This is a genomic window from Caballeronia sp. GAFFF2, assembly GCF_023631485.1.
Classification (GTDB): Bacteria; Pseudomonadota; Gammaproteobacteria; order Burkholderiales; family Burkholderiaceae; genus Caballeronia.
The window spans coordinates 12,492-32,787 of record NZ_JALQDA010000003.1 but is presented as its reverse complement, the minus strand read 5'-3'; the positions used below and the strand labels follow the sequence as shown (position 1 = coordinate 32,787).

Here is a 20,296-nt window from a genome sequence, read left to right as displayed (position 1 = left end):
GAAAAACGACCTGTCGTGTAGCGTCACTCCTGTACAATCCGCGTGTTTAAACGCTCCTCGCCTCATTTGCCGCCATGTCCGAGCTACCTGACCTCACGCAGATCGCGCCTACGCTGAAAGCCGAAATTCTGGCCGAGGCGCTGCCTTATATCCGTCAGTATCACGGCAAGACGGTCGTGATCAAATACGGCGGCAACGCAATGACCGAAGAGCGCCTCAAGCAAGGCTTCGCGCGCGACGTGATCCTCCTGAAGCTCGTCGGCATCAATCCGGTGATCGTGCACGGCGGCGGTCCGCAGATCGACCAGGCGCTCAAGAAGATCGGCAAGCAGGGCACCTTCATTCAGGGCATGCGCGTCACCGACGAAGAGACCATGGAAGTGGTCGAATGGGTGCTCGGCGGCGAGGTACAGCAGGACATCGTCACGCTCATCAACCATTTCGGCGGTCAGGCGGTCGGCTTGACCGGCAAGGACGGCGGGCTCATCCACGCGCGCAAGCTGATGATGCCGGATCGCGATAATCCGGGCCAGTTCATCGACATCGGTCAGGTGGGCGAAGTGGAGTCCATCAACCCGGCGGTGGTGAAGGCGCTGCAGGACGACGCGTTCATTCCGGTCATCTCGCCTATCGGTTTCGGCGAAGACGGACTCTCCTACAACATCAACGCGGATCTGGTCGCGGGCAAGCTGGCGGTCGTCCTGAACGCCGAAAAGCTCGTGATGATGACCAACATTCCCGGCGTGATGGACAAGGAAGGCAATCTTCTCACCGACCTTTCCGCGCGCGAGATCGACGCCCTCTTCGCCGACGGCACCATCTCCGGTGGCATGTTGCCGAAAATTTCCTCCGCGCTGGATGCGGCGAAAAGCGGCGTGCGTTCGGTGCATATCATCGACGGGCGTATCGAGCATTCGGTGTTGCTCGAAATTCTGACCGAGCAGCCGTTCGGCACGATGATCCGCTCGCATTGAGCTTCGTCACTCTTCCTCCAACGCCCGCTGCGGTTTGCTCCGCGCGGGCGTTTTTATTTGCCGAACGTAATCGCGCATGAGTTCATCTCGCAGTGCTCGCCGCCGTCATGTCAAAACGCGCGGCCCAGTTTGGCTCTTCGATCTCGACAACACGCTGCATCACGCGTCGCACGAGATTTTTCCGGCGATCAATCGCGCGATGACGCAGTACATCATCGACCGGCTGGGCGTGGATATCGACGAAGCGAACCGGCTGCGCGTCGGCTACACGGTGCGATACGGCGCGACCTTGCTCGGACTCGTGCGGCATCACGGCATCGATCCCGCCGATTTCCTGCGCGAAGTCCACACCTTCCCCGATCTGCCGTCCATGCTGCGCGCCGAGCGCGGCCTGAAGCGCATCGTGCGCGCGCTGCCGGGCCGCAAGATCGTGCTCACCAACGGACCGACGCTCTACGCGCGCTCGGTGCTCGCGGAACTGGGTATCGGCAAGCTGTTCGAGCGCGTGATCGCCATCGAGGACATGCGCGACGGCGAACGCTGGCGCGCCAAGCCCGATGCGCCCATGCTCCGTCGCGCGATGCGCCGCGCGCACGTGCATCTGCAAGACGCGATTCTGGTGGAAGACACGCGCGGGCATCTGAAGCGTTACCGGCGGCTCGGCATTCGCACGGTGTGGATCGTCGGCCATTTGCCGATGGCGCGCACGTCAAGTGGCGGCATTTCGCAGCGCTTGCCCGGCTCGGGCCGGCCGCATTACGTGGATCGCACCGTGCGTTCGTTGCGCGCGCTCACGCTCGGCATGCGCGGCGGCGGCTTTCGAGCGGCGAAAGCGGCTACATCCTGAAGAGGCGCCGCGCGAGCATGTCTTCGAGGTCCGAGCGCTGATCGACGACGAGATGCACGTAGATGGTTTCGCCATCCACCTTGTAGATGACGCGGTTGGTGCCGCTCGCCACTTCGTAGTATCCCGTCATGCGGAAGTCGACCAGTTCGGGCGGCGTCGCGCCACGACGCGGTGACGCTTCTATCTCGGCGATGGTGTCGGCCAGGCCGTCGCGCGTGGCCTTCCATGCCATCTTGCCGAACTTGTTGATGACATAGCGTCTGTAGTCGCGCAACTCCTGCTGCACCGGATCGAGAAAGACGGTTTTCACTTGACGCCTTCTTCCCTGTCGAGCCGTTCGAGTTCGCCGAAGAGGTCGATTGCGTCTATGCAATGCCCGGCCTCGATGTACTTCTGCCCCATCGCCAGAATCTTGAGCAAAGCCACGGTCTGATGCAGGTCTTCATAAGACTGCACGTCCTGCACGACCACCCGGCCTTCGCCGTTTTGCGTGATGAGCATGGGCTCGCGGCTCTCGACGACGTTGCGGATCATTTCGGCCGCGCGGCTCTTGAGATGGCTCAGCGGCCTCACACGACTCGGTTTCATTTCCGCTCCAGGGCCCACGCGCAGATTAGACAATATAGACACAAACTCGGGCCATATCCAGAACGCGCGGGCACCGCTATTGGCGGCTTTATTACGTTTTCCGCTATACTTCTTCGCTCAATCTAAATTCGAACACGCGCCGATTTGCTGACTCGATTGCGGGCGCGCGAACCTTCCCAAGCGGTATTGCGGGGAGGTTCAATACAAATGCGGCTAAAGAGGTCGTCAGCCGCGCCGTCAATCCACACGCGCATCGCCGACACCCGTTTAGCCGCTATTTCAAGGCGGAATGAATGGAATCAATCGGCATCGTCACTCCCCAAACCTTGCGCTTCACCGAGCCGCTCGTCATGCAAAGCGGCTCGACGCTCAACGACTACGAACTCGTCGTCGAAACCTACGGCGAACTTAACGCCGCGCGCTCGAACGCCGTGCTCGTTTGCCACGCGCTCAATGCGTCGCATCACGTGGCGGGCGTCTACGCCGACAACCCGAAAGACGTAGGCTGGTGGGACAACATGGTTGGTCCGGGCAAGCCGCTCGATACCGACCGCTTCTTCGTGATCGGCGTGAACAATCTCGGTTCGTGTTTCGGCTCGACCGGGCCGATGAGCATCGACCGTACAAGCGGTAAGCCCTACGGCAAGAGCTTTCCCGTGGTGACGGTGGAAGACTGGGTGCATGCGCAGGCGCGCGTGGCCGACCGCTTCGGCATCGAACGCTTCGCGGCGGTGATGGGCGGCAGTCTCGGCGGCATGCAGGCGCTTGCCTGGAGCACGATGTATCCGGAGCGGCTCGGGCATTGCATCGTGGTGGCATCGACGCCGAAGCTTTCGGCGCAGAACATCGCGTTCAACGAAACGGCGCGCTCGGCGATTCTCTCCGACCCCGACTTCCACGGCGGCGACTACTACGCACACGACGTGAAGCCGCGCCGCGGCTTGCGCGTGGCACGCATGATCGGCCATATCACCTATCTGTCGGATGACGACATGGCCGTGAAGTTCGGCCGCGCGCTGCGCCGTGCCGAAGGCGCGCTCGACGCGTACAACTTCAACTTCGACGTCGAGTTCGAAGTGGAGTCGTATCTGCGCTATCAGGCCGACAAGTTCGCCGAATACTTCGACGCCAATACGTACTTGCTCATCACGCGCGCGCTCGACTATTTCGATCCCGCCAAGGCCTTCGAAGGCGACCTGCGCCGCGCGCTCGCCAACACCACGGCGAAGTATCTGATCGCGAGCTTTACGACCGACTGGCGTTTCGCGCCCGCGCGTTCCCGCGAGATCGTCAAAGCGCTGCTCGACAACAAGCGCACCGTGAGCTACGCGGAGATCGACGCGCCGCACGGCCACGACGCCTTCCTACTCGACGACGCGCGCTATCACAACTTGATGCGCGCCTATTACGAACGAATTGCCACGGAGATCGGCGCATGAACCAGCACACTCTCGATTCCCTCGCGCTGCGTTCGGACTTTCGCGCCATCGCGCGCTGGGTCGAACCGCGTTCCTCCGTGCTCGATCTCGGTTGTGGCGACGGTTCGCTGCTCTCGCTGCTCGGCGAAGAACTCGAAGTGCATGGTTACGGCATCGAAATCAATGACGCCGGCGTGCTCGCATGCGCGCAAAAAGGCGTGAACGTGATCCAGCAGAATCTCGAAGACGGCCTGCGTCTCTTCGAAGACGACAGCTTCGATTTCGCCGTGCTTTCGCAGACGCTGCAGACCATTCATCAGACTGCGGCGATCCTGCGTGAAACCGTTCGCGTGGGTCGCGAATGCATTGTCTCGTTCCCGAACTTCGGGTACTGGCAGCATCGGCTCTCGGTTATTCAAGGGCGCATGCCGGTTTCGAAATCGCTGCCGTATCAATGGCATAACACGCCGAACGTGCGCGTTCTGACCATCAAGGACTTCGAGGCGCTCGCGCCCGAAGTGGGCATCGAGATACTGGACCGCGTGGTGCTGCACGACGGGCAAACGGTCCGTTGGGGCGCGAACTGGCGTGGTAGTCTTGCGGTCTATCGCGTGAAGCGCCGTTGAGTTCGAATCGGCCCGTCACGCATCGAAACGCACCACCACGACGTATTACCCACATCGATATGCCCGAAACGCCACGCGAGGCGCCCGCTCTTACAGCTCACGAAGAAGATCCCGGCTTGCACGCGTTCCTCAACGCGCGCATCCTCATTTGCGTCTTTCTGGGCTTCACGTCCGGACTGCCGCTCTTCACGCTCTATAGCCTGTTGCAGGCGTGGCTCTCGACTGCGGGCGTCAACGTCAAGGAGATCGGCCTCTTCGCGCTGATCGGGCTTCCCTATACGTGGAAGTTCGTCTGGTCGCCGCTGATGGACCGCTTCATTCCGCGCTTTCCGGGCTGGCGTCCGGGCCGGCGGCGCGGCTGGATGTTCGTCACGCAAGTGCTCGTGATGGTGGCCATCGGCTCCTTCGGGTTCTTTTCGCCCGCGCAGAACCTGTGGGCGGTTGCGGCCATCGCCGCGCTCGTCGCGTTCTTCAGCGCGAGTCAGGATATCGTCATCGATGCCTACCGCCGCGAGCTGCTCGCCGATACCGAGCAAGGTCTCGGCAACGCGGTTCATGTCAACGCGTACAAAGTGGCGGGGCTCGTGCCTGGCTCGCTTTCGCTGATTCTCACGAACGTTCTTCCGTGGAAGACCGTGTTTCTGATCACCGCCGCGTTCATGCTGCCGGGCCTCATCATGACGCTCGTGGTCAAGGAGCCGGCCATTCACGGCGCGCCACCCAAGACGTTGCGCGAGGCGATCGTCGAGCCGTTCCACGAGTTCATCACGCGCAATGGCTGGCAATCCGCGCTGCTGGTGCTGGGCTTCATCTTCCTCTACAAGCTCGGCGACACCATGGCGACCGCGCTTGCCACGAAGTTCTTCATCGACGTAGGCTTCACGCTCACGCAGATCGGCGTGATAGCGAAAGCGGTGGCGTTCTGGGCGAGCATCGCGGGCGGCCTGATCGGCGGTATCTGCCTCGTAAAGATCGGCATTGCGCGCGGACTCTGGGTCTTCGGCTTCTTGCAGATCATCGCGACGCTCGGCTTTGCGTGGCTCACGAAAATCGGGCCGTCGCCCGCCGCGCTCGCGGTGCTTTACGGCTTCGAAACGTTCGCGACGGGCCTCACGCTCGCCACATTCACGGCGTATATCGCGAGCACGACCGATCCGCGCTACACCGCGACTCAGTTCGCGCTCTTCACGAGCCTCGCCGCCGTGCCACGGACTTTCGCGGCGGCGGGCAGCGGCTTTATCGTGAGTGAAACAGGATGGTTTCCGTACTTCATGGTGTGCGTCGCGCTGTCCATACCCGGCATGCTACTGTTGCCGAAGATCGCGCCATGGAGAACGCCACGATGACGGTATCGATGCCGGCCCGGCCCACGCTTGGCGCGCTCATCTGCGCGCTCATGCTGGCGACGCTCGCGCCCATGTCCGCGCGCGCGCAGGACGAAGAGCGCGCGCCGCCTTACACGGCGCCGAACAGCCAGATCCGCTTCGGCAACTCGGCGTTGTTCCGCAATCTGATTCCGCCCGCGACGCTCGAACAGCAGGCGAGCGATGAATATGCGCAGATTATCCACGACGCCGAGCGCAACAAGACACTGCTCGGCAATGACAATCCGCTCGTCAAGCGCGTGCGCGATATCACCACTCACGAGATTCCGTTCGCGCTCAAGTGGAATGACCGCGCGAAGAACTGGAAGTGGGAAATCAACGTCATCAAGTCGCCCGAAGTGCGCATGTACTGTTTGCCGGGCGGCAAGATCGTGGTGTATAGCGGGCTCATCGACAAGCTGCATCTGAACGACAACGAGATCGGCATGATGATCGGCCATGAAATCGCGCACGCGCTGCGCGAACATGCGCGCGAGCGGCTCGGGCGGCAGCAGGCGCAGCAGTTGTCGTCGGGTACGATGCCGCAGCTTTTCGGCTTTACCGATTACGGTTCGCAGCCGCTTGGCATCGGCGATCAGTTGCTGGCCATGAAATACGCCCCCGCCGACGAGACCGAAGCGGATGTCATCGGCAGCGAGATTGCTTCGCGCGCAGGTTACGATCCGCGCGCGGCCGTCACCTTGTGGAACAAGATCGATACCGCCACGCGACACTCCGACAACGGTTTCATCTGGATGCATCCGTATGGGCCGGAGCGCCGGCAGGACTTGCTCAAGCGCCTGCCGGACATGATGCCGCTGTATGCCAAAGCGGTGGGAAAGAGCATCGACCAGTTGCCGAATTACGGCGGTTTGGGGCGGTTTAAGAAGGGTGGGCGTTAGCCTACTTCTTCCCAATCTTCCAGTTGTAATCGATAGTCAGCGGCGCGTGATCGCTGAATTTGATGTCGCGGAAAATGGAAGTCTTCTTGGCGGTCGCCGCGACTTCCTGCGTCGCGATTTGATAGTCGATACGCCACCCCACGTTCTTCGCGTACGCCTGCCCGCGATTGCTCCACCACGTGTATTGCTCGGCACGCTGGTCGAGCGTGCGAAAGACATCGACGTAACCGACATCGTCGAAAAGCTTCGTGAGCCACTCGCGCTCTTGCGGCAGACAACCCGAGTTCTTCTGGTTGCTCTTCCAGTTCTTGATGTCGATTTCCTTGTGCACGATATTCACGTCACCGCACACGATCACCTCACGCTCTTGCGAAAGCCCGGCGAGATGCGGCATGAATTCGTCCATGAAACGATACTTCGCCTGCTGCCGCTCTTCGCCGCTCGACCCGGACGGGACATACACCGACACCACGGACAGCTTGCCGAAACGCGCTTCCACGTAACGTCCTTCGGGATCGAACTCCGCACTGCCGAAGCCGATCACGACATCGTCCGGCTCGTGACGCGTGTACAAACCCGCGCCGCTATAACCCTTCTTCACCGCGTGCTGGAAATAACCCTTGAAACCATGCGGCGCGAGAAACTCCGGCGTGAGATCGTCCTGCGAACACTTGATTTCTTGCACGCACACGACGTCCGATTTCTGCTCGCCAAACCAGTCGAAGAAACCTTTCTTGGCCGCCGAACGGATGCCATTCAGATTGGCGGTAATCACCCGAAACATACTTGTCCTCTTTCCTTGTTTATTCGACCTTCACGCCCTTGAGCGATTCCTTGGCGGCCGGAAATTCGAGTTTCATGCCCTGCATGGTGCGCAGCAAAAGCTCCGCGACCATCACGTTGCGATGCGGTTTCGAATCGCCGGGAATGATGTACCACGGCGCGTATTCGGTCGAGGTCGCGCCTAACGCCAGCTCATACGAGCGCTGATATTCGTCCCACAGCTTGCGCGCGTCGAGATCGGAGACATCGAACTTCCAGTGCTTGGTCGGATCGTCGATACGCGCTTGCAAGCGCTCGCGCTGCTCGTCCTTCGAGATATGCAAAAAGCATTTGACGATGGTCGTACCGCTATCCGCGAGCAACGCCTCGAACTCGCGAATATGCCGGTAACGGCGCTCGCATTCGTCATCGTCGATAGACTTCATCACCCGCGGCACGAGCACGTCTTCATAGTGGCTGCGATTGAAGACAGCGAACTCGCCGGCCATTGGCGCCTGCGCGTGCACGCGCCAGAGGAAATCGTGCGAGGCCTCGCGCTCGGAAGGCGCGCGAAACGGCACGATGCGCAAGCCGAGCGGATCGACGTCATGGAACACCGCGCGCACCGTACCGTCCTTGCCGCTCGTGTCCATGCCTTGCAGCACGAGCAGCACGCGCCGAAGACGCTGCGCGTGCAGCTTCTCCTGCAGGTCGTCGAGCTGCGCGCCGATTGCCGCGAGCCGGTCGCGGTCTTCGTCTTTCGAGCCGTTCGAAAACGGCTTGCCGGATGGATCGATCGAACTCAGATCGAAAGGCTTGAGCTTCTTGTCGTCATCGAAATACGGGACGAGGAAGTCGTCCAGAGACGGTTTCTTTGCCATGTCGCCAACCTTTTGTTCTATCCCGAAACGCCAATGAAAACGGGCCGCTGCCAAGCTAGACGGCAACAGCCCGTTCGTCGTGCTACTTCCAGGCGACCGGTTCTCCGTCGACGCGGAGGAGTTCGCCCAAGTGCTCGCTCAGGATAGCTTTTTCTTCAGAAGCTCGTTTACCTGCTGCGGGTTCGCCTTGCCCTTGGTCGCCTTCATTGCCTGGCCGATCAGCGCGTTGAACGCCTTTTCCTTGCCCGCGCGGAATTCTTCCACCGATTTCTGGTTCGCCGCGAGCACCTCGTCGATGATCGCTTCGAGCGCGCCGGTATCGGAAATCTGCTTGAGCCCCTTCGCCTCGATGATGCGGTCCGCCGCGCCCACATCGGTCGCCTTCTCGTCCCAGATCGCCTGGAAAATGTCCTTCGCGATCTTGTTGGAGATGGTGCCATCCGCAATGCGTTGCAGAAGCAGCGCGAGTTGCGCCGCCGCGACCGGCGACTCGCCGATGTCGAGCGATTCGCGGTTCAGTTGCGCGGAGACGTCGCCCATGAGCCAATTGGCGGCGATCTTCGCCTGCGCCGCGCCCGCCGCCTGCACGATGGCTTCGAAATATGAAGCCATTGCCTTCGACGACGTGAGCACGCCGGCGTCGTAAGGCGTCAAGCCGTACGTTTCGGCGAAACGCTTCTGCATGTCGGCTGGCAACTCCGGCAGTTCCGACTTCACGCGCGCCACCCAGCTTTCCTCGATAACCAGGGGCATCAAGTCCGGGTCTGGGAAATAGCGGTAGTCGTGCGCGTCTTCCTTACTGCGCATGGAGCGCGTTTCGCGCTTGTCGGGATCGTAAAGACGCGTCTCTTGCACGACGGTGCCGCCGTCTTCGATCAGTTCGATCTGACGGCGCACTTCATATTGAATCGCTTCTTCGAGGAACCGGAACGAGTTCAGGTTCTTGATCTCCGCGCGCGTGCCGAATTCCTTCTGACCAACCGGGCGCACCGACACGTTGGCATCGCAACGGAACGAGCCTTCCTGCATGTTGCCGTCGCAGATGCCGAGCCACACGACGAGACCATGCAACGCCTTCGCATACGCAACCGCTTCCGCCGCGCTGCGCATTTCCGGCTCGGTGACGATCTCGAGCAGCGGCGTGCCCGCGCGATTCAAATCGATGCCCGTCATGCCCGCGAAGTCTTCGTGCAGCGACTTGCCCGCGTCTTCCTCGAGGTGAGCGCGCGTAAGATTGACGGTCTTCTCGTACGCGTCCTTGCCGGCCTTTTCATTGGCCGGAACCTGGATGGTGAGCTGGCCGCCCTGCACGACAGGAATCTCGTACTGGCTGATCTGATAGCCCTTCGGCAGATCCGGATAGAAGTAGTTCTTGCGCGCGAAGACGCTGCGCGGCGCGATATGAGCGCCGATCGACAAGCCGAAGCGAATCGCGCGTTCGACCGCGCCGCGATTCATCACGGGCAGCACGCCCGGCAACGCGAGATCGACGGGACAGGCTTGCGTGTTCGGCGCCGCGCCGAACTGCGTTGCCGCGCCCGAGAAAATCTTGGAAACGGTGGATAACTGCGCATGCGTTTCCAGACCGATGACGACTTCCCACTGCATGCTCATACTCCCGCTGCCGATGGTGCCTTGGCATGCCAGTCGGTCGCGCGCTGGAACGCGTCGGCGACCTGAAGCATCCGGGCTTCGTTGAAATAGTTGCCGACGATCTGCAGACCGACCGGCCGATTCGCATTCGGGCCTGCGCCGAAACCGCACGGCACGCTCATGCCGGGCAGACCCGCGAGGCTCACGGAGAGCGTGTAGATATCGGCGAGATACATCTGCACGGGATCGTCGGCCTTCTCGCCAAGATTCCACGCGACCGACGGCGCGACCGGTCCCATGATGACGTCGCACCGCTTGAACGCTTCCTGGAAATCGCGCGCGATGATGCGGCGAATCTTCTGCGCCTGAAGGTAATACGCGTCGTAGTAGCCATGCGACAACACGTACGTGCCAACCAGAATGCGCCGCTTCACTTCGGGACCGAAGCCTTCCGCGCGCGACTTCTTGTACATGTCGAGCAAGTCCGTGTAGTGTGCCGCGCGATGCCCGTAGCGCACGCCGTCGAAACGCGACAGATTCGACGAGGCCTCCGCCGGCGCGATGATGTAGTACACGGGAATGGAAAGCTCGGTCTTCGGCAACGATACTTCGACGAGCGTCGCGCCGAGCGCTTCGTATTGCTTCAACGCGGCGTCGATGGCGGCGCGCACGTCGTCGGCAAGCCCTGCGCCGAAGTACTCCTTCGGCATGCCGATACGCAATCCGGCGAGCGGCTTTTGCGCATCACCGCCATTCCACGTCTGGCCGAGATGGCGCGTGTAGTCTTCGTTGTCGCGTTGCAGGCTGGTGGAGTCGCGTTCGTCGAAGCCGCCCATTGCGTTGAGCAAGAGCGCGCAGTCCGCGGCGGTCTGAGCCATCGGCCCGCCCTGATCCAGCGACGACGCGAACGCGATCATGCCGTAACGCGACACGCGGCCGTAAGTCGGCTTGATACCGGTGATGCCGGTGAACGACGCGGGCTGGCGAATGGAGCCGCCCGTGTCGGTGCCGGTCGCGGCGGGTGCAAGACGCGCGGCGACGGCAGCGGCCGAACCGCCCGACGAACCGCCCGGCACGGCCTTCAAGTCCCACGGATTTTTCACCGCGCCGAAGTACGAATTCTCGTTGGACGAACCCATGGCGAACTCGTCCATGTTGGTCTTGCCGAGACAGACCATGCCCGCTTGCTTCAAGCGATCGACGACGGTGGCATCAAACGGGCTTGCGTAGTTTTCGAGCATGTGCGAACCGGCCGTGGATGCCCAGCCGCGCGTCACGAACACGTCCTTGTGCGCAATCGGCAAACCGGTGAGCGCGCCAGCCTTTCCTTCCGCGATGAGCGCGTCGGCGGCTTTAGCCTGAGCGAGCGTGAGGTCGCGGTCCATGCCGATGAAGGCGTTCAGATTCTTCGCGGCCTCGATGCGCTGCAGATACGACTGCGCCAGCTCGACCGCGGAGATTTCCTTGGAGTCGAGCGCGGCGCGCAGTTCGGTCAAACTTTTTTGATGCATTGCAGTTCCCTGATGAGCGCGGCGGTGAACGCCGCGCGGGAGTGTCGTTTCGGCGCTGGATACGCCCGACGCGTTACTTGTTCGATTGCGTTATTCGATGACCTTCGGCACCAGATACAGCCCGTCTTGAACGGCTGGCGCACTGCGCTGGAACTCTTCGCGCTCGACGCGCTCTGAAACTGCGTCGTCGCGCAGGCGCAGCGCGACTTCCTCGATCTGTTCGATCGGATGCGCAAGCGGTTCGATGCCGGAGGTATCCACGGCCTGCATCTGTTCGACGAGACCGAAGAAGTCATTCAGGCGCGCGAGCGTGGGTTCTGCCTCGTGTTCGGGCAACTCGAGCCGCGCGAGATGCGCGATACGTTTTACGTCGGTCAGGGTCAAAGACATGAAAATCACCGGAGATAAGCGTGGACTTCCCAATCTCGAAAACACACTGCGCCGCGATCGTTTGCGGCGCGCGTTGCGATCCTGGGAAAAGCGCTAAAAAGCAGACTGGCGACGGCAAAAAGTGCCATCCTTTTCCTATAGATACGCCCAAATTATAAGGTATCATTACACGTTCGACTCACATCTGGATTGACCTGCCAGCGGCTTTCTCCTTGAATCGTTAAATTGCGAGAAACGTTTACGCGACACGTCTCATCCTGCGGTAGATTTCCTCGCGGATTTGCACTTCACGGCGAACCTTCGCCGCCCCGGCAAACCGTTATTTTTTCCGCTGCCGTCCCCGGCGCTCATAGCGACGCACGGCCACCCAGCGAGACAGGATTTTTGAATGTTCGGTTTTTTGCGCAGCTACTTTTCCAACGACCTGGCGATTGACCTCGGCACCGCCAACACGCTGATCTACATGCGCGGCAAGGGCATCGTTCTCGACGAGCCATCGGTCGTTTCAATTCGCCAGGAAGGCGGCCCGAACGGCAAGAAGACCATTCAGGCAGTCGGCAAGGAAGCCAAACAGATGCTCGGGAAAGTGCCGGGCAACATCGAGGCCATCCGCCCGATGAAGGACGGCGTGATCGCCGACTTCACCGTTACCGAGCAGATGATCAAGCAGTTCATCAAGACTGCACATGAATCCCGCATGTTCTCGCCGTCGCCGCGCATCATCATCTGCGTGCCGTGCGGGTCCACGCAAGTCGAGCGCCGCGCCATCAAGGAAGCAGCGCACGGCGCGGGCGCCTCGCAGGTTTATCTCATTGAAGAACCCATGGCCGCTGCCATCGGCGCGGGTCTGCCGGTCTCGGAAGCCACGGGTTCCATGGTCGTCGACATCGGCGGCGGCACGACGGAAGTCGGCGTCATCTCGCTTGGCGGCATCGTGTACAAAGGCTCGGTGCGCGTCGGCGGCGACAAGTTCGATGAAGCCATCGTCAACTACATCCGTCGCAACTACGGCATGTTGATCGGCGAGCAAACGGCTGAAGCCATCAAGAAGGAAATCGGTTCGGCGTTCCCCGGCTCCGAAGTGAAGGAGATGGAAGTCAAGGGCCGCAATCTTTCCGAAGGCATTCCGCGCAGCTTCACCATTTCCAGCAACGAAATTCTCGAAGCGCTGACCGACCCGCTGAATCAGATCGTCTCGTCGGTGAAGATCGCGCTGGAACAAACTCCGCCGGAACTCGGCGCGGATATCGCCGAACGCGGCATGATGCTGACTGGCGGCGGCGCGCTGTTGCGCGATCTCGACCGTCTGCTCGCGGAAGAAACCGGCTTGCCGGTGCTAGTCGCGGAAGATCCGCTGACCTGCGTCGTGCGCGGTTCGGGCATGGCGCTCGAACGCATGGACAAGCTCGGCAGCATCTTCTCCTACGAGTGATACGGCCGTGACCTTCAGACTTTGCTGTTCCACGACCTCACGGTCTTCAACGCGCAGTCTGAACGCACCCGCGTAACGCGACGCGCACACGGCCCGGCTCATGTCCGGGCCGTTGTTGAAACAGCGTAGGGCAGGCTCAGCCGAAACCGGCAAACCTGCAGCATCGATCCACCCGCTCACGCCCTCGGCGCCGACCATGGAATACAGTCCGCCGCCACTTTTCAAGCAAGGCCCTTCCGCGCTCGCGCGACTGATCTTCTTTGTGGTGCTCGCCATCGCATTGCTCGTTTCGGATGCGCGGTTCAATACGCTGGAAATTGCGCGCGGCATGCTCGGCGCCGGCCTCTATCCGCTGCAACGCGCGGCGCTCGTGCCACGCGACATCTTCATGGGCGCGGCCGACCTCGCGGTTACGAGCGCTACCCTGCGCAGCGAGAACCGCAAGCTCTCCGACAAGAATCTGGACCTGTCCGTCAAGGCGGGCGATGCCTCTCAGCTTTCGGCTGAGAACGCGCATCTGCGTGCATTGCTGAATCTGCAATCGCGCGCGACGACGCAAACCACGCCCGTCGAAATCCAATACGACACGCGCGATCCTTTCACGCAGAAAGTCGTGATCGGCAAGGGTTCGCAGCAAAACATCCAGGATGGCGCGCCCGTCGTGACAGAAGACGGCGTGATCGGTCAGGTCACGCGCGTGTTTCCGTTGCAATCGGAAGTCACGCTGCTGACGGACAAGGATCAAGCGGTGCCGGTGCAGATCGCGCGCACGGGTTTGCGCAGCGTGATCTACGGCACGCCGAAAGGCGACACGCTCGACCTGCGCTTCGTGCCGATCAGCGCCGACGTCCAAGCTGGCGACGAGCTCGTGACGAGCGGTCTCGATGGCATCTATCCGCCGGGACTCGCGGTGGCCAAAGTGTTGCGCGTCGACAAGCAGGCGGATACGGCATTCGCGCGCGTCGTCTGCGTGCCTATCGCCGCTGTTCGCGGCGCGCGTCAGTTGCTCGTACTGCATTACAACGTGAACGTGCCGCCGAATCCGATCGAAGTCGAAGCCGCCGCCGCTGCAAAGGAAGCGAAAGAGAACAAGGGCAAGAAGAAGCCTACGGCGAAGGCCACGGTCTCCGTCGAAGGCGCAAGCGGCGCATCGGCGACGTCGGCCGCGTCGGCTGCCGCTCCGGTATCCGCTCCCGCTGCCGTGGAAAAGCCCGGCGCGAAACCTGCCGCGCCGAAAGCCGCCTCGGCCGCTACCGCCCGGCCATCGCGAAAAGCGCATATGCCTAAGCCCGCATCCGCGAGGGCCGCGCAATGAACCGCCCGCAATACATTCTTCAGCCGGTCAATCCGTACTTCATCACCTTCAGCCTCGCTGCAGGGTTTCTGCTGAATCTGGTGCCTTGGGGCCGGCTTATCGGCATACCGGATTTCGTCGCGCTCGTGCTGCTGTTCTGGAACGTCCATCAGCCGCGCAAGGTGGGCATGGGCATCGCGTTTCTGCTTGGGCTGTTGATGGACGTGCATAACGCGAATCTGCTCGGCGAACATGCGCTGGCTTATACCTTGTTGTCTTATGGCGCGATTACCATTCACAGGCGTGTCCTGTGGATGTCCCTGCCTGTACAAACCTTCGTCGTCGCGCCGCTTTTGGTGGGCGCGCATCTCGTGCCGTTCGTAATCCGCCTGATGACGGGCGCCGCGTTTCCCGGCTGGAGTTATCTCGTCAACGGATTTGTCGAAGCCGCGCTCTGGCCGGTCACGAGTTTTCTGCTGCTGATACCGCAACGACGCGCTGCCGATCCCGACGATACGCGCCCGATCTGAGCGCCACCGCGCGCGTGCCGCCCCCGATGCGAACGCGCGCGGACTACACTTGAATCGCGACCCACCGCGAAAGCTGCATGACCGAAATAAAGAACACCGAGCAACAGTTGTCCAGATTCCGCCTGCGCGTCGCGGCGGCGGGAATGTTCGTGTTCGTCTGCTTCGGTTTGATCGGCCTGCGTTTCCTCTATCTGCAGGTCTGGAACTTCAGCAAATACTCGTTGCAGGCAAACGAGAACCGCATCTCCGTGGCGCCGATCGTGCCGAACCGCGGCATCATCACCGATCGCAACGGCGTGGTGCTGGCGAAGAACTATTCCGCTTACACGCTCGAAATCACGCCGTCCAAGATCACCGCGTCGCTCGACGACACTATCGACGCACTCTCGCAAGTCATTCCTATCGATTCACGCGATCGCCGGCGTTTCAAGAAGCTGCTGGAAGACTCGAAGAACTTCGAAAGCCTGCCAATCCGCACGCGTCTCACCGACGACGAAGTCGCCAAGTTCACCGCGCAGCATTACCGCTTTCCAGGCGTCGAAGTGCGCGCGCGGCTCTTCCGGCAATATCCGCTCGGCATGACGGCCGCGCACGTCATCGGCTATATCGGGCGAATTTCGCAGCGCGATCAGGAGCGTATCGACGACGCGAGCGACGCCAACGACGAAGCCTCCGATCACTACGATCCGCGTCTCGACGCCAACAACTACAAGGGGACGGATTACGTCGGCAAGATCGGGGTCGAGCAGAGTTACGAAACCGAGCTGCATGGTCTGACAGGTTTCGAGGAAGTCGAAGTCACGGCGGGCGGCCGCCCGGTCCGCACGATGTCGCGCACGCAGGCGACGCCCGGCAACAACCTCGTACTGTCGCTCGATATCGGGCTGCAGCAGGTCGCCGAGCAAGCATTCGCGGGCAAGCGCGGCGCGCTCGTGGCAATCGAGCCATCGACGGGCGACGTGCTCGCGTTCGTGTCCGCGCCGAGCTTCGATCCGAATTCCTTCGTCGATGGTATCGATCAGCAGACGTGGGACGCGCTCAACAACTCGCCCGATCATCCGTTGCTGAATCGTCCGCTGCATGGCACGTATCCGCCGGGCTCGACCTATAAGCCGTTCATGGCGCTCGCCGCGCTCACGCTGCACAAGCGCACGCCCGGCTGGGGCTTTCAGGACCCCGGGTTCTTCACGTTCGGCGGTCACACGTTCCGCAACGACGTGCGCTCGGGTCAGGGCTGGGTGGACATGAATCGCGCGATCGTCGTGTCGAACGACACGTACTTCTACATGCTCGCGCGCGACCTCGGCGTGAACGCGATGGCCGGCTTCATGAAGCCGTGGGGATTCGGCCAAATTACCGGGATCGACATTTCGGGTGAGGCGCGCGGCATTCTTCCGTCGACGGAATGGAAGCGCAAGGCGTATCGCAAGCCGGAGCAGCAACGCTGGTACGAGGGCGAAACGATCAGCCTTGGCATCGGGCAGGGCTACAACTCGTTCACCATCCTGCAGCTCGCGCACGCCACGGCGACGCTTGCCAATAACGGCGTCGTGATGAAGCCGCACCTGGTGCGCGACATCGAGAATCCGCTGACGAAGGCCATGCGCGTCGTGGTGCGCGACCCGAGCGACAAGATTTCCGTGCGCCAGCAAGACGTCGACTTCATCAAGCGCGCAATGGAAGGCGTCATCACGAACGGTACGGCCGCGAAGCTCTTCGTGGGCGCGCCTTATCAGGCAGCGGGCAAGACCGGAACCGCGCAGGTTTACTCGCTGCAGGGCGCGAACTATCACGGTCACGCGACGGCCGAGCATTTGCGCGACCACGCGTTGTTCATCGCGTTTGCGCCGGCCGAGCAGCCGAAGATCGCGCTTGCGCTGATCGTCGAAAACGGCGGCTGGGGCGCGGAATCGGCCGGGCCGGTCGCGCGCAAGGTGCTCGACTATTATCTGGTCGATCGTATGAAGCCTGGCGCCGAGGCGGCCGCGATCGAAGCCGCCGCATCCGCGACCACGGACGCCGGCCTGCCGATGATCGGCGGCACGCAATCGCCCGTCGCGGCGGCGCTGCCGGCCTCGGTGGTGAACGCGTCGCCGGCGTTCTCGCCGCTGGCGGCGTCGAATCCGGCGGTGGCTCGGGCTGCATCGGCGCCGGCGTTGCCTGCATCATCGCCGAGAGCAGCGAACGCGCGCATCGCTTCGGCGCCAGCGGCGGCGTCTGCAGCACGGGCCGCGAACGCGCGCGTCGCTTCGGCGCCTGCCGCGGCGTTGCCCGCGTCCGCGCCGGGCCGCAAGCCCGCGCCGAACAAACGACCCGCCGAGCCCACGCCGACGATGGTCCGCAGCAACCCGAACGACGCCGTGCGCACGCTAGCGCCGTCCGGCGGTATCGACGAATAAAGGATGACCGGCATGCAACTCACCTTCGACAAGCACGTCTGGAAAGAGCACGCAAAGCGCATGTTCGCGGGCTTCGACAAGCCGCTCGCGCTGATCGTCTTCTTGTTGCTGTGCGTGGGAATCGTGACCCTGTATAGCGCGAGTATCGACATGCCGGGCCGCGTGGAAGACCAACTGCGCAACATCATGCTGACCTTCGGGTTGATGTGGGTGCTCGCCAATATCCCGCCGCAAACGCTGATGCGCTTCGCCGTCCCGCTGTACACCGTCGGCGTGGCGCTGCTGATAGCGGTCGCGGCGTTCGGGCTCACGCGCAAGGGTGCAAAACGCTGGCTCAATGTCGGCGTGGTGATCCAGCCGTCGGAAATCATGAAGATAGCGATGCCGCTCATGCTCGCGTGGTATTACCAGCGGCGTGAAGGCAACATTCGCTGGTGGGATTACGTTGCCGGGTTCGTCATTCTGCTGCTGCCCGTTGCGTTGATCGCCAAGCAGCCGGACCTCGGGACGGCAGTGCTCGTGTTCGCCGCGGGCATGTTCGTGATTTATTTCGCCGGGCTCAGTTTCAAGCTGATCGTGCCGGTGCTCGCGGCGGCCGTGGTCGTCATCGCGTGCGTAGCGGTGTTCCAAAACCGCATCTGCCAGCCCGAAGTGAACTGGCCGATGATGCACGACTATCAAAAGCATCGTATCTGCACGCTGCTCGATCCGACTTCAGACCCGCTCGGCAAAGGCTTTCACACCATTCAGGCGGTGATTGCCATCGGCTCCGGCGGCACGCTCGGCAAGGGCTGGCTGAAGGGCACGCAGGCGCACCTGGAATTCATCCCCGAAAAGCACACGGACTTCATCTTCGCGGTGTTCGCCGAGGAATTCGGCCTCGCGGGCGGGCTCGTGCTGCTCTTTCTCTATATGGCGCTGATCGCGCGCGGACTGTTCATCGCGGCAAACGGCGCCACCTTCTTCGGGCGATTATTGGCCGGTTCGCTCACGCTCGCGTTCTTCACCTACGCGTTCGTCAATATCGGCATGGTGAGCGGAATTCTGCCCGTGGTCGGCGTGCCGTTGCCGTTCATGAGTTACGGCGGGACGGCGCTCACCACGCTCGGCGTCGCTGTTGGACTCATCATGAGCGTCGCGCGACAGAAGCGATTGATGCAAGGCTAGCCTCAATCCTCGTGTCCCGAAAAAGCCGCAGTGTCATGTTCACTGCGGCTTTTGCTTTTCCAGCTCCGCGCTCAGTTGCAGGTACTTGAGCTTCGCCGCCGGATCGCCTTGTGCGGCCGCCGCCGCGTAATAAGCACGCGCGACGTTGAGATTGCGCTCGACGCCATCGCCGCCACGTTCGTAGAACGATCCCGCCACGTATTGCGCGGTCATGTCGCCGCCTTCCGCCGCCTTCTTGTACCAGTTGAAGGCCTGCTCGTTGTCGCGCGTGGTGCCGCGTCCATCGAGAAACTGGTTGGCGAGCGCGAGTTCCGCCTGCACGTGTCCCTGACTCGCGGCGCGCAAGAACCAGCGATGCGCTTCCGCCGGGTCCTTGTCCACGAACTGGCCGTCGTCGTACATCTTGCCGTACACGAACTGCGCATGAGACATGTTGGCGTCGGCGGCGCTACGCAACCACTTCTTGCCTTCGGGGACATTGGCGGGACCGCCTTCGCCGTTCAGCAGCATCATCGCGTAATTGAATTCGGCGAGGCGGCTGCCCTTTTGCGCGGCGCGACGGAACTGCGAACGCGCTGAGACGAGATTGCCCGCGTTGTAATCGGCGACGGCGTTTTGCGTCGCGAGGTCCGTCGGCTTTGGCATCGTCTGCGACTGCGCGTTGGCCGCGAACGCCACGCCGAACATCAAACAGGCCGCAGCGATGCCGCCACGCCAAGCCGTGTTCATGCTCTCGCCTCCTGCAAAGCCTGACGCGTCGCCTTCAGGAGCCACATGACATCGGCGGCGAGCGCGATCAGGTTGATGCCGGCTTGCGCATATTGCCGCGCGCCAGCGACATCGATCGCGAAAATGCCGCTCGCGATGCCCGCGCGCTTCGCGGCTGCCGCAACCTTGTCGATGGCTGCCTGCACATCCGGGTGCTTCATGTCGCCGAGATGGCCGAGGCTTGCCGCGAGATCCGCGGGCCCGATGAAGAGGCAGTCTATGCCCGGCGTCGCCGCGATCTCGTCGACGGCTTCGAGCGCCGCCACCGATTCGATCTGCACGATGGTCGCGATCTGCGCGTTAGCGCCGGTCACGTAGTCGCGCCGCATGCCGTACGCAGCCGCGCGCACCATGCCCGCGACGCCGCGCAAGCCGTCGAGCTGGGCTTCGGTCGGATACTGCGTGAGCTGCACGATGCGCGCGGCATCGTCGGCGGATTGCACGTTGGGGAACATCAGCGTGCGCGCGCCCGCGTCGAGCACGCGCTTAACGAGCCAGCCATCCGAGAACGGCACGCGCACGATCGGCTCGCTCGGCAGATGCGCCGCCGCGATCGCGCGCAACTGATCGACGACGTCGCGGCTATCGTTCGGCGAGTGCTCCATGTCGATACACAGCCAGTCGAAGCCCGCGTGCGCGAGCGCTTCGGCGGCATCGGCGCTGCCGAGCGACAGCCACAGGCCGAAGAGCGCGCCGGGTTCGGCGAGACGTTGCTTGAGGGGATTCGTGAAGGTGCTCATAGCGCGGCTCCTGTAAGTTGGGCGCGCTTCGAGAAGCAGAAAAACGGCGGAAGGAATGACGGCATTACTCGCGCTCCGTTTGTGTCGCCGCGGAAGACGGGCGATTCAAC

Annotated in this window: 20 protein-coding genes; 11 read left to right on the top strand and 9 right to left on the bottom strand. The window is 62.2% G+C overall.

Going from position 1 to position 20,296, the window contains the following annotated elements; all coding sequences use genetic code 11:
• Positions 1-74 precede the first annotated feature (74 nt).
• Positions 75-974, top strand: coding sequence for an acetylglutamate kinase (gene argB / locus NCT04_RS00670; protein WP_244826756.1), 900 nt, complete (start codon positions 75-77; stop codon positions 972-974).
• A 76-nt stretch (positions 975-1,050) separates the two neighbouring features.
• Entirely contained in the window at positions 1,051-1,821 is a 771-nt protein-coding gene (locus NCT04_RS00665) for a pyrimidine 5'-nucleotidase (protein ID WP_250462603.1), read from the top strand.
• Here the strand turns inward: NCT04_RS00665 and NCT04_RS00660 are convergent.
• Together NCT04_RS00660 and NCT04_RS00655 are read right to left on the bottom strand one after the other, a co-directional pair.
• A complete protein-coding gene (locus tag NCT04_RS00660) occupies positions 1,811-2,131 on the bottom strand; it encodes a type II toxin-antitoxin system RelE/ParE family toxin (RefSeq protein ID WP_244826754.1) in 321 nt (106 codons plus the stop codon). The genes NCT04_RS00665 and NCT04_RS00660 overlap by 11 nt on opposite strands.
• Positions 2,128-2,409 carry a type II toxin-antitoxin system Phd/YefM family antitoxin gene (locus tag NCT04_RS00655; protein ID WP_244826753.1) on the bottom strand — a complete coding sequence of 94 codons (282 nt, stop codon included), beginning with the start codon at positions 2,407-2,409 and terminating at the stop codon, positions 2,128-2,130. Before NCT04_RS00655 ends, NCT04_RS00660 begins: the two co-directional genes overlap by 4 nt.
• A gap of 293 nt (positions 2,410-2,702) precedes the next feature.
• Here NCT04_RS00655 and metX point away from each other — a divergent pair, with 293 nt between their 5' ends.
• The 4 genes from metX to NCT04_RS00635 are packed head-to-tail and all read left to right on the top strand — an operon-like array spanning position 2,703 to position 6,719.
• Positions 2,703-3,848 carry a homoserine O-succinyltransferase MetX gene (metX, locus tag NCT04_RS00650; RefSeq protein WP_244826752.1) on the top strand — a complete coding sequence of 382 codons (1,146 nt, stop codon included), beginning with the start codon at positions 2,703-2,705 and terminating at the stop codon, positions 3,846-3,848.
• Entirely contained in the window at positions 3,845-4,453 is a 609-nt protein-coding gene (metW, locus tag NCT04_RS00645; protein WP_250462600.1) for a methionine biosynthesis protein MetW, read from the top strand. The genes metX and metW overlap by 4 nt, the downstream gene beginning before the upstream one ends.
• Positions 4,454-4,512: 59 nt before the next feature.
• The gene (locus NCT04_RS00640; RefSeq protein WP_250462597.1) at positions 4,513-5,799 is read left to right on the top strand and encodes an AmpG family muropeptide MFS transporter; all 1,287 of its coding nucleotides are present in this window, start codon (positions 4,513-4,515) and stop codon (positions 5,797-5,799) included.
• Positions 5,781-6,719: a M48 family metallopeptidase gene (locus NCT04_RS00635; RefSeq protein WP_350029987.1), complete on the top strand. Its 939-nt coding sequence runs from the start codon at positions 5,781-5,783 to the stop codon at positions 6,717-6,719. The genes NCT04_RS00640 and NCT04_RS00635 overlap by 19 nt, the downstream gene beginning before the upstream one ends.
• Position 6,720: 1 nt before the next feature.
• On the opposite strand, the gene NCT04_RS00630 is transcribed toward NCT04_RS00635, so the two are convergent.
• The 5 genes from NCT04_RS00630 to gatC form a co-directional block, all read right to left on the bottom strand.
• Entirely contained in the window at positions 6,721-7,503 is a 783-nt protein-coding gene (locus NCT04_RS00630) for an exodeoxyribonuclease III (protein ID WP_244826749.1), read from the bottom strand.
• Between the two features lie 19 nt (positions 7,504-7,522).
• Positions 7,523-8,362 carry a PPK2 family polyphosphate kinase gene (locus tag NCT04_RS00625; RefSeq protein ID WP_250462594.1) on the bottom strand — a complete coding sequence of 280 codons (840 nt, stop codon included), beginning with the start codon at positions 8,360-8,362 and terminating at the stop codon, positions 7,523-7,525.
• Between the two features lie 138 nt (positions 8,363-8,500).
• Positions 8,501-9,976, bottom strand: coding sequence for an Asp-tRNA(Asn)/Glu-tRNA(Gln) amidotransferase subunit GatB (gene gatB / locus NCT04_RS00620; RefSeq protein WP_250462590.1), 1,476 nt, complete (start codon positions 9,974-9,976; stop codon positions 8,501-8,503).
• Entirely contained in the window at positions 9,973-11,466 is a 1,494-nt protein-coding gene (gene gatA, locus NCT04_RS00615) for an Asp-tRNA(Asn)/Glu-tRNA(Gln) amidotransferase subunit GatA (protein WP_250462587.1), read from the bottom strand. The genes gatB and gatA overlap by 4 nt, the downstream gene beginning before the upstream one ends.
• Positions 11,467-11,556: 90 nt before the next feature.
• Positions 11,557-11,856 (bottom strand): Asp-tRNA(Asn)/Glu-tRNA(Gln) amidotransferase subunit GatC, encoded by a 300-nt coding sequence (gene gatC / locus NCT04_RS00610; protein ID WP_244826745.1) that lies wholly within the window; start codon positions 11,854-11,856, stop codon positions 11,557-11,559.
• Between the two features lie 388 nt (positions 11,857-12,244).
• On the opposite strand from gatC, the gene NCT04_RS00605 reads away from it, so the two are divergent.
• The 5 genes from NCT04_RS00605 (at position 12,245) to rodA (ending at position 18,678) form a co-directional block, all read left to right on the top strand.
• Entirely contained in the window at positions 12,245-13,288 is a 1,044-nt protein-coding gene (locus NCT04_RS00605) for a rod shape-determining protein (RefSeq protein ID WP_004189550.1), read from the top strand.
• 196 nt (positions 13,289-13,484) lie between these two features.
• A complete protein-coding gene (gene mreC / locus NCT04_RS00600) occupies positions 13,485-14,603 on the top strand; it encodes a rod shape-determining protein MreC (protein WP_250462584.1) in 1,119 nt (372 codons plus the stop codon).
• Positions 14,600-15,112 carry a rod shape-determining protein MreD gene (gene mreD, locus NCT04_RS00595; RefSeq protein WP_250462580.1) on the top strand — a complete coding sequence of 171 codons (513 nt, stop codon included), beginning with the start codon at positions 14,600-14,602 and terminating at the stop codon, positions 15,110-15,112. The genes mreC and mreD overlap by 4 nt, the downstream gene beginning before the upstream one ends.
• A gap of 77 nt (positions 15,113-15,189) precedes the next feature.
• On the top strand, positions 15,190-17,511 hold the full coding sequence (mrdA, locus tag NCT04_RS00590; protein WP_250462577.1) for a penicillin-binding protein 2: 2,322 nt from the start codon (positions 15,190-15,192) through the stop codon (positions 17,509-17,511).
• Positions 17,512-17,523: 12 nt separating this feature from the next.
• Positions 17,524-18,678 carry a rod shape-determining protein RodA gene (rodA, locus tag NCT04_RS00585; RefSeq protein ID WP_244826741.1) on the top strand — a complete coding sequence of 385 codons (1,155 nt, stop codon included), beginning with the start codon at positions 17,524-17,526 and terminating at the stop codon, positions 18,676-18,678.
• A gap of 39 nt (positions 18,679-18,717) precedes the next feature.
• Here the strand turns inward: rodA and NCT04_RS00580 are convergent, their stop codons facing one another.
• Both NCT04_RS00580 and NCT04_RS00575 read right to left on the bottom strand, forming a co-directional pair.
• The gene (locus NCT04_RS00580; protein WP_250462574.1) at positions 18,718-19,407 is read right to left on the bottom strand and encodes a tetratricopeptide repeat protein; all 690 of its coding nucleotides are present in this window, start codon (positions 19,405-19,407) and stop codon (positions 18,718-18,720) included.
• Positions 19,404-20,186, bottom strand: coding sequence for an HpcH/HpaI aldolase family protein (locus NCT04_RS00575; protein ID WP_250462571.1), 783 nt, complete (start codon positions 20,184-20,186; stop codon positions 19,404-19,406). The genes NCT04_RS00580 and NCT04_RS00575 overlap by 4 nt, the downstream gene beginning before the upstream one ends.
• Positions 20,187-20,296 lie beyond the last annotated feature (110 nt).

What these genes read in the sequence shown, in the direction of transcription:
- argB (WP_244826756.1), top strand. Translation starts at nt 75, where the DNA reads ATGTCCGAGCTACCTGACCTCACGCAGATCGCGCCTACGCTGAAAGCC.
- NCT04_RS00665 (WP_250462603.1), top strand. Translation starts at nt 1,051, where the DNA reads ATGAGTTCATCTCGCAGTGCTCGCCGCCGTCATGTCAAAACGCGCGGC.
- NCT04_RS00655 (WP_244826753.1), bottom strand. Translation starts at nt 2,409, where the DNA reads ATGAAACCGAGTCGTGTGAGGCCGCTGAGCCATCTCAAGAGCCGCGCG.
- metX (WP_244826752.1), top strand. Translation starts at nt 2,703, where the DNA reads ATGGAATCAATCGGCATCGTCACTCCCCAAACCTTGCGCTTCACCGAG.
- metW (WP_250462600.1), top strand. Translation starts at nt 3,845, where the DNA reads ATGAACCAGCACACTCTCGATTCCCTCGCGCTGCGTTCGGACTTTCGC.
- NCT04_RS00640 (WP_250462597.1), top strand. Translation starts at nt 4,513, where the DNA reads ATGCCCGAAACGCCACGCGAGGCGCCCGCTCTTACAGCTCACGAAGAA.
- NCT04_RS00635 (WP_350029987.1), top strand. Translation starts at nt 5,781, where the DNA reads ATGGAGAACGCCACGATGACGGTATCGATGCCGGCCCGGCCCACGCTT.
- NCT04_RS00630 (WP_244826749.1), bottom strand. Translation starts at nt 7,503, where the DNA reads ATGTTTCGGGTGATTACCGCCAATCTGAATGGCATCCGTTCGGCGGCC.
- NCT04_RS00625 (WP_250462594.1), bottom strand. Translation starts at nt 8,362, where the DNA reads ATGGCAAAGAAACCGTCTCTGGACGACTTCCTCGTCCCGTATTTCGAT.
- gatB (WP_250462590.1), bottom strand. Translation starts at nt 9,976, where the DNA reads ATGAGCATGCAGTGGGAAGTCGTCATCGGTCTGGAAACGCATGCGCAG.
- gatA (WP_250462587.1), bottom strand. Translation starts at nt 11,466, where the DNA reads ATGCATCAAAAAAGTTTGACCGAACTGCGCGCCGCGCTCGACTCCAAG.
- gatC (WP_244826745.1), bottom strand. Translation starts at nt 11,856, where the DNA reads ATGTCTTTGACCCTGACCGACGTAAAACGTATCGCGCATCTCGCGCGG.
- NCT04_RS00605 (WP_004189550.1), top strand. Translation starts at nt 12,245, where the DNA reads ATGTTCGGTTTTTTGCGCAGCTACTTTTCCAACGACCTGGCGATTGAC.
- mreC (WP_250462584.1), top strand. Translation starts at nt 13,485, where the DNA reads ATGGAATACAGTCCGCCGCCACTTTTCAAGCAAGGCCCTTCCGCGCTC.
- mreD (WP_250462580.1), top strand. Translation starts at nt 14,600, where the DNA reads ATGAACCGCCCGCAATACATTCTTCAGCCGGTCAATCCGTACTTCATC.
- mrdA (WP_250462577.1), top strand. Translation starts at nt 15,190, where the DNA reads ATGACCGAAATAAAGAACACCGAGCAACAGTTGTCCAGATTCCGCCTG.
- rodA (WP_244826741.1), top strand. Translation starts at nt 17,524, where the DNA reads ATGCAACTCACCTTCGACAAGCACGTCTGGAAAGAGCACGCAAAGCGC.
- NCT04_RS00580 (WP_250462574.1), bottom strand. Translation starts at nt 19,407, where the DNA reads ATGAACACGGCTTGGCGTGGCGGCATCGCTGCGGCCTGTTTGATGTTC.
- NCT04_RS00575 (WP_250462571.1), bottom strand. Translation starts at nt 20,186, where the DNA reads ATGAGCACCTTCACGAATCCCCTCAAGCAACGTCTCGCCGAACCCGGC.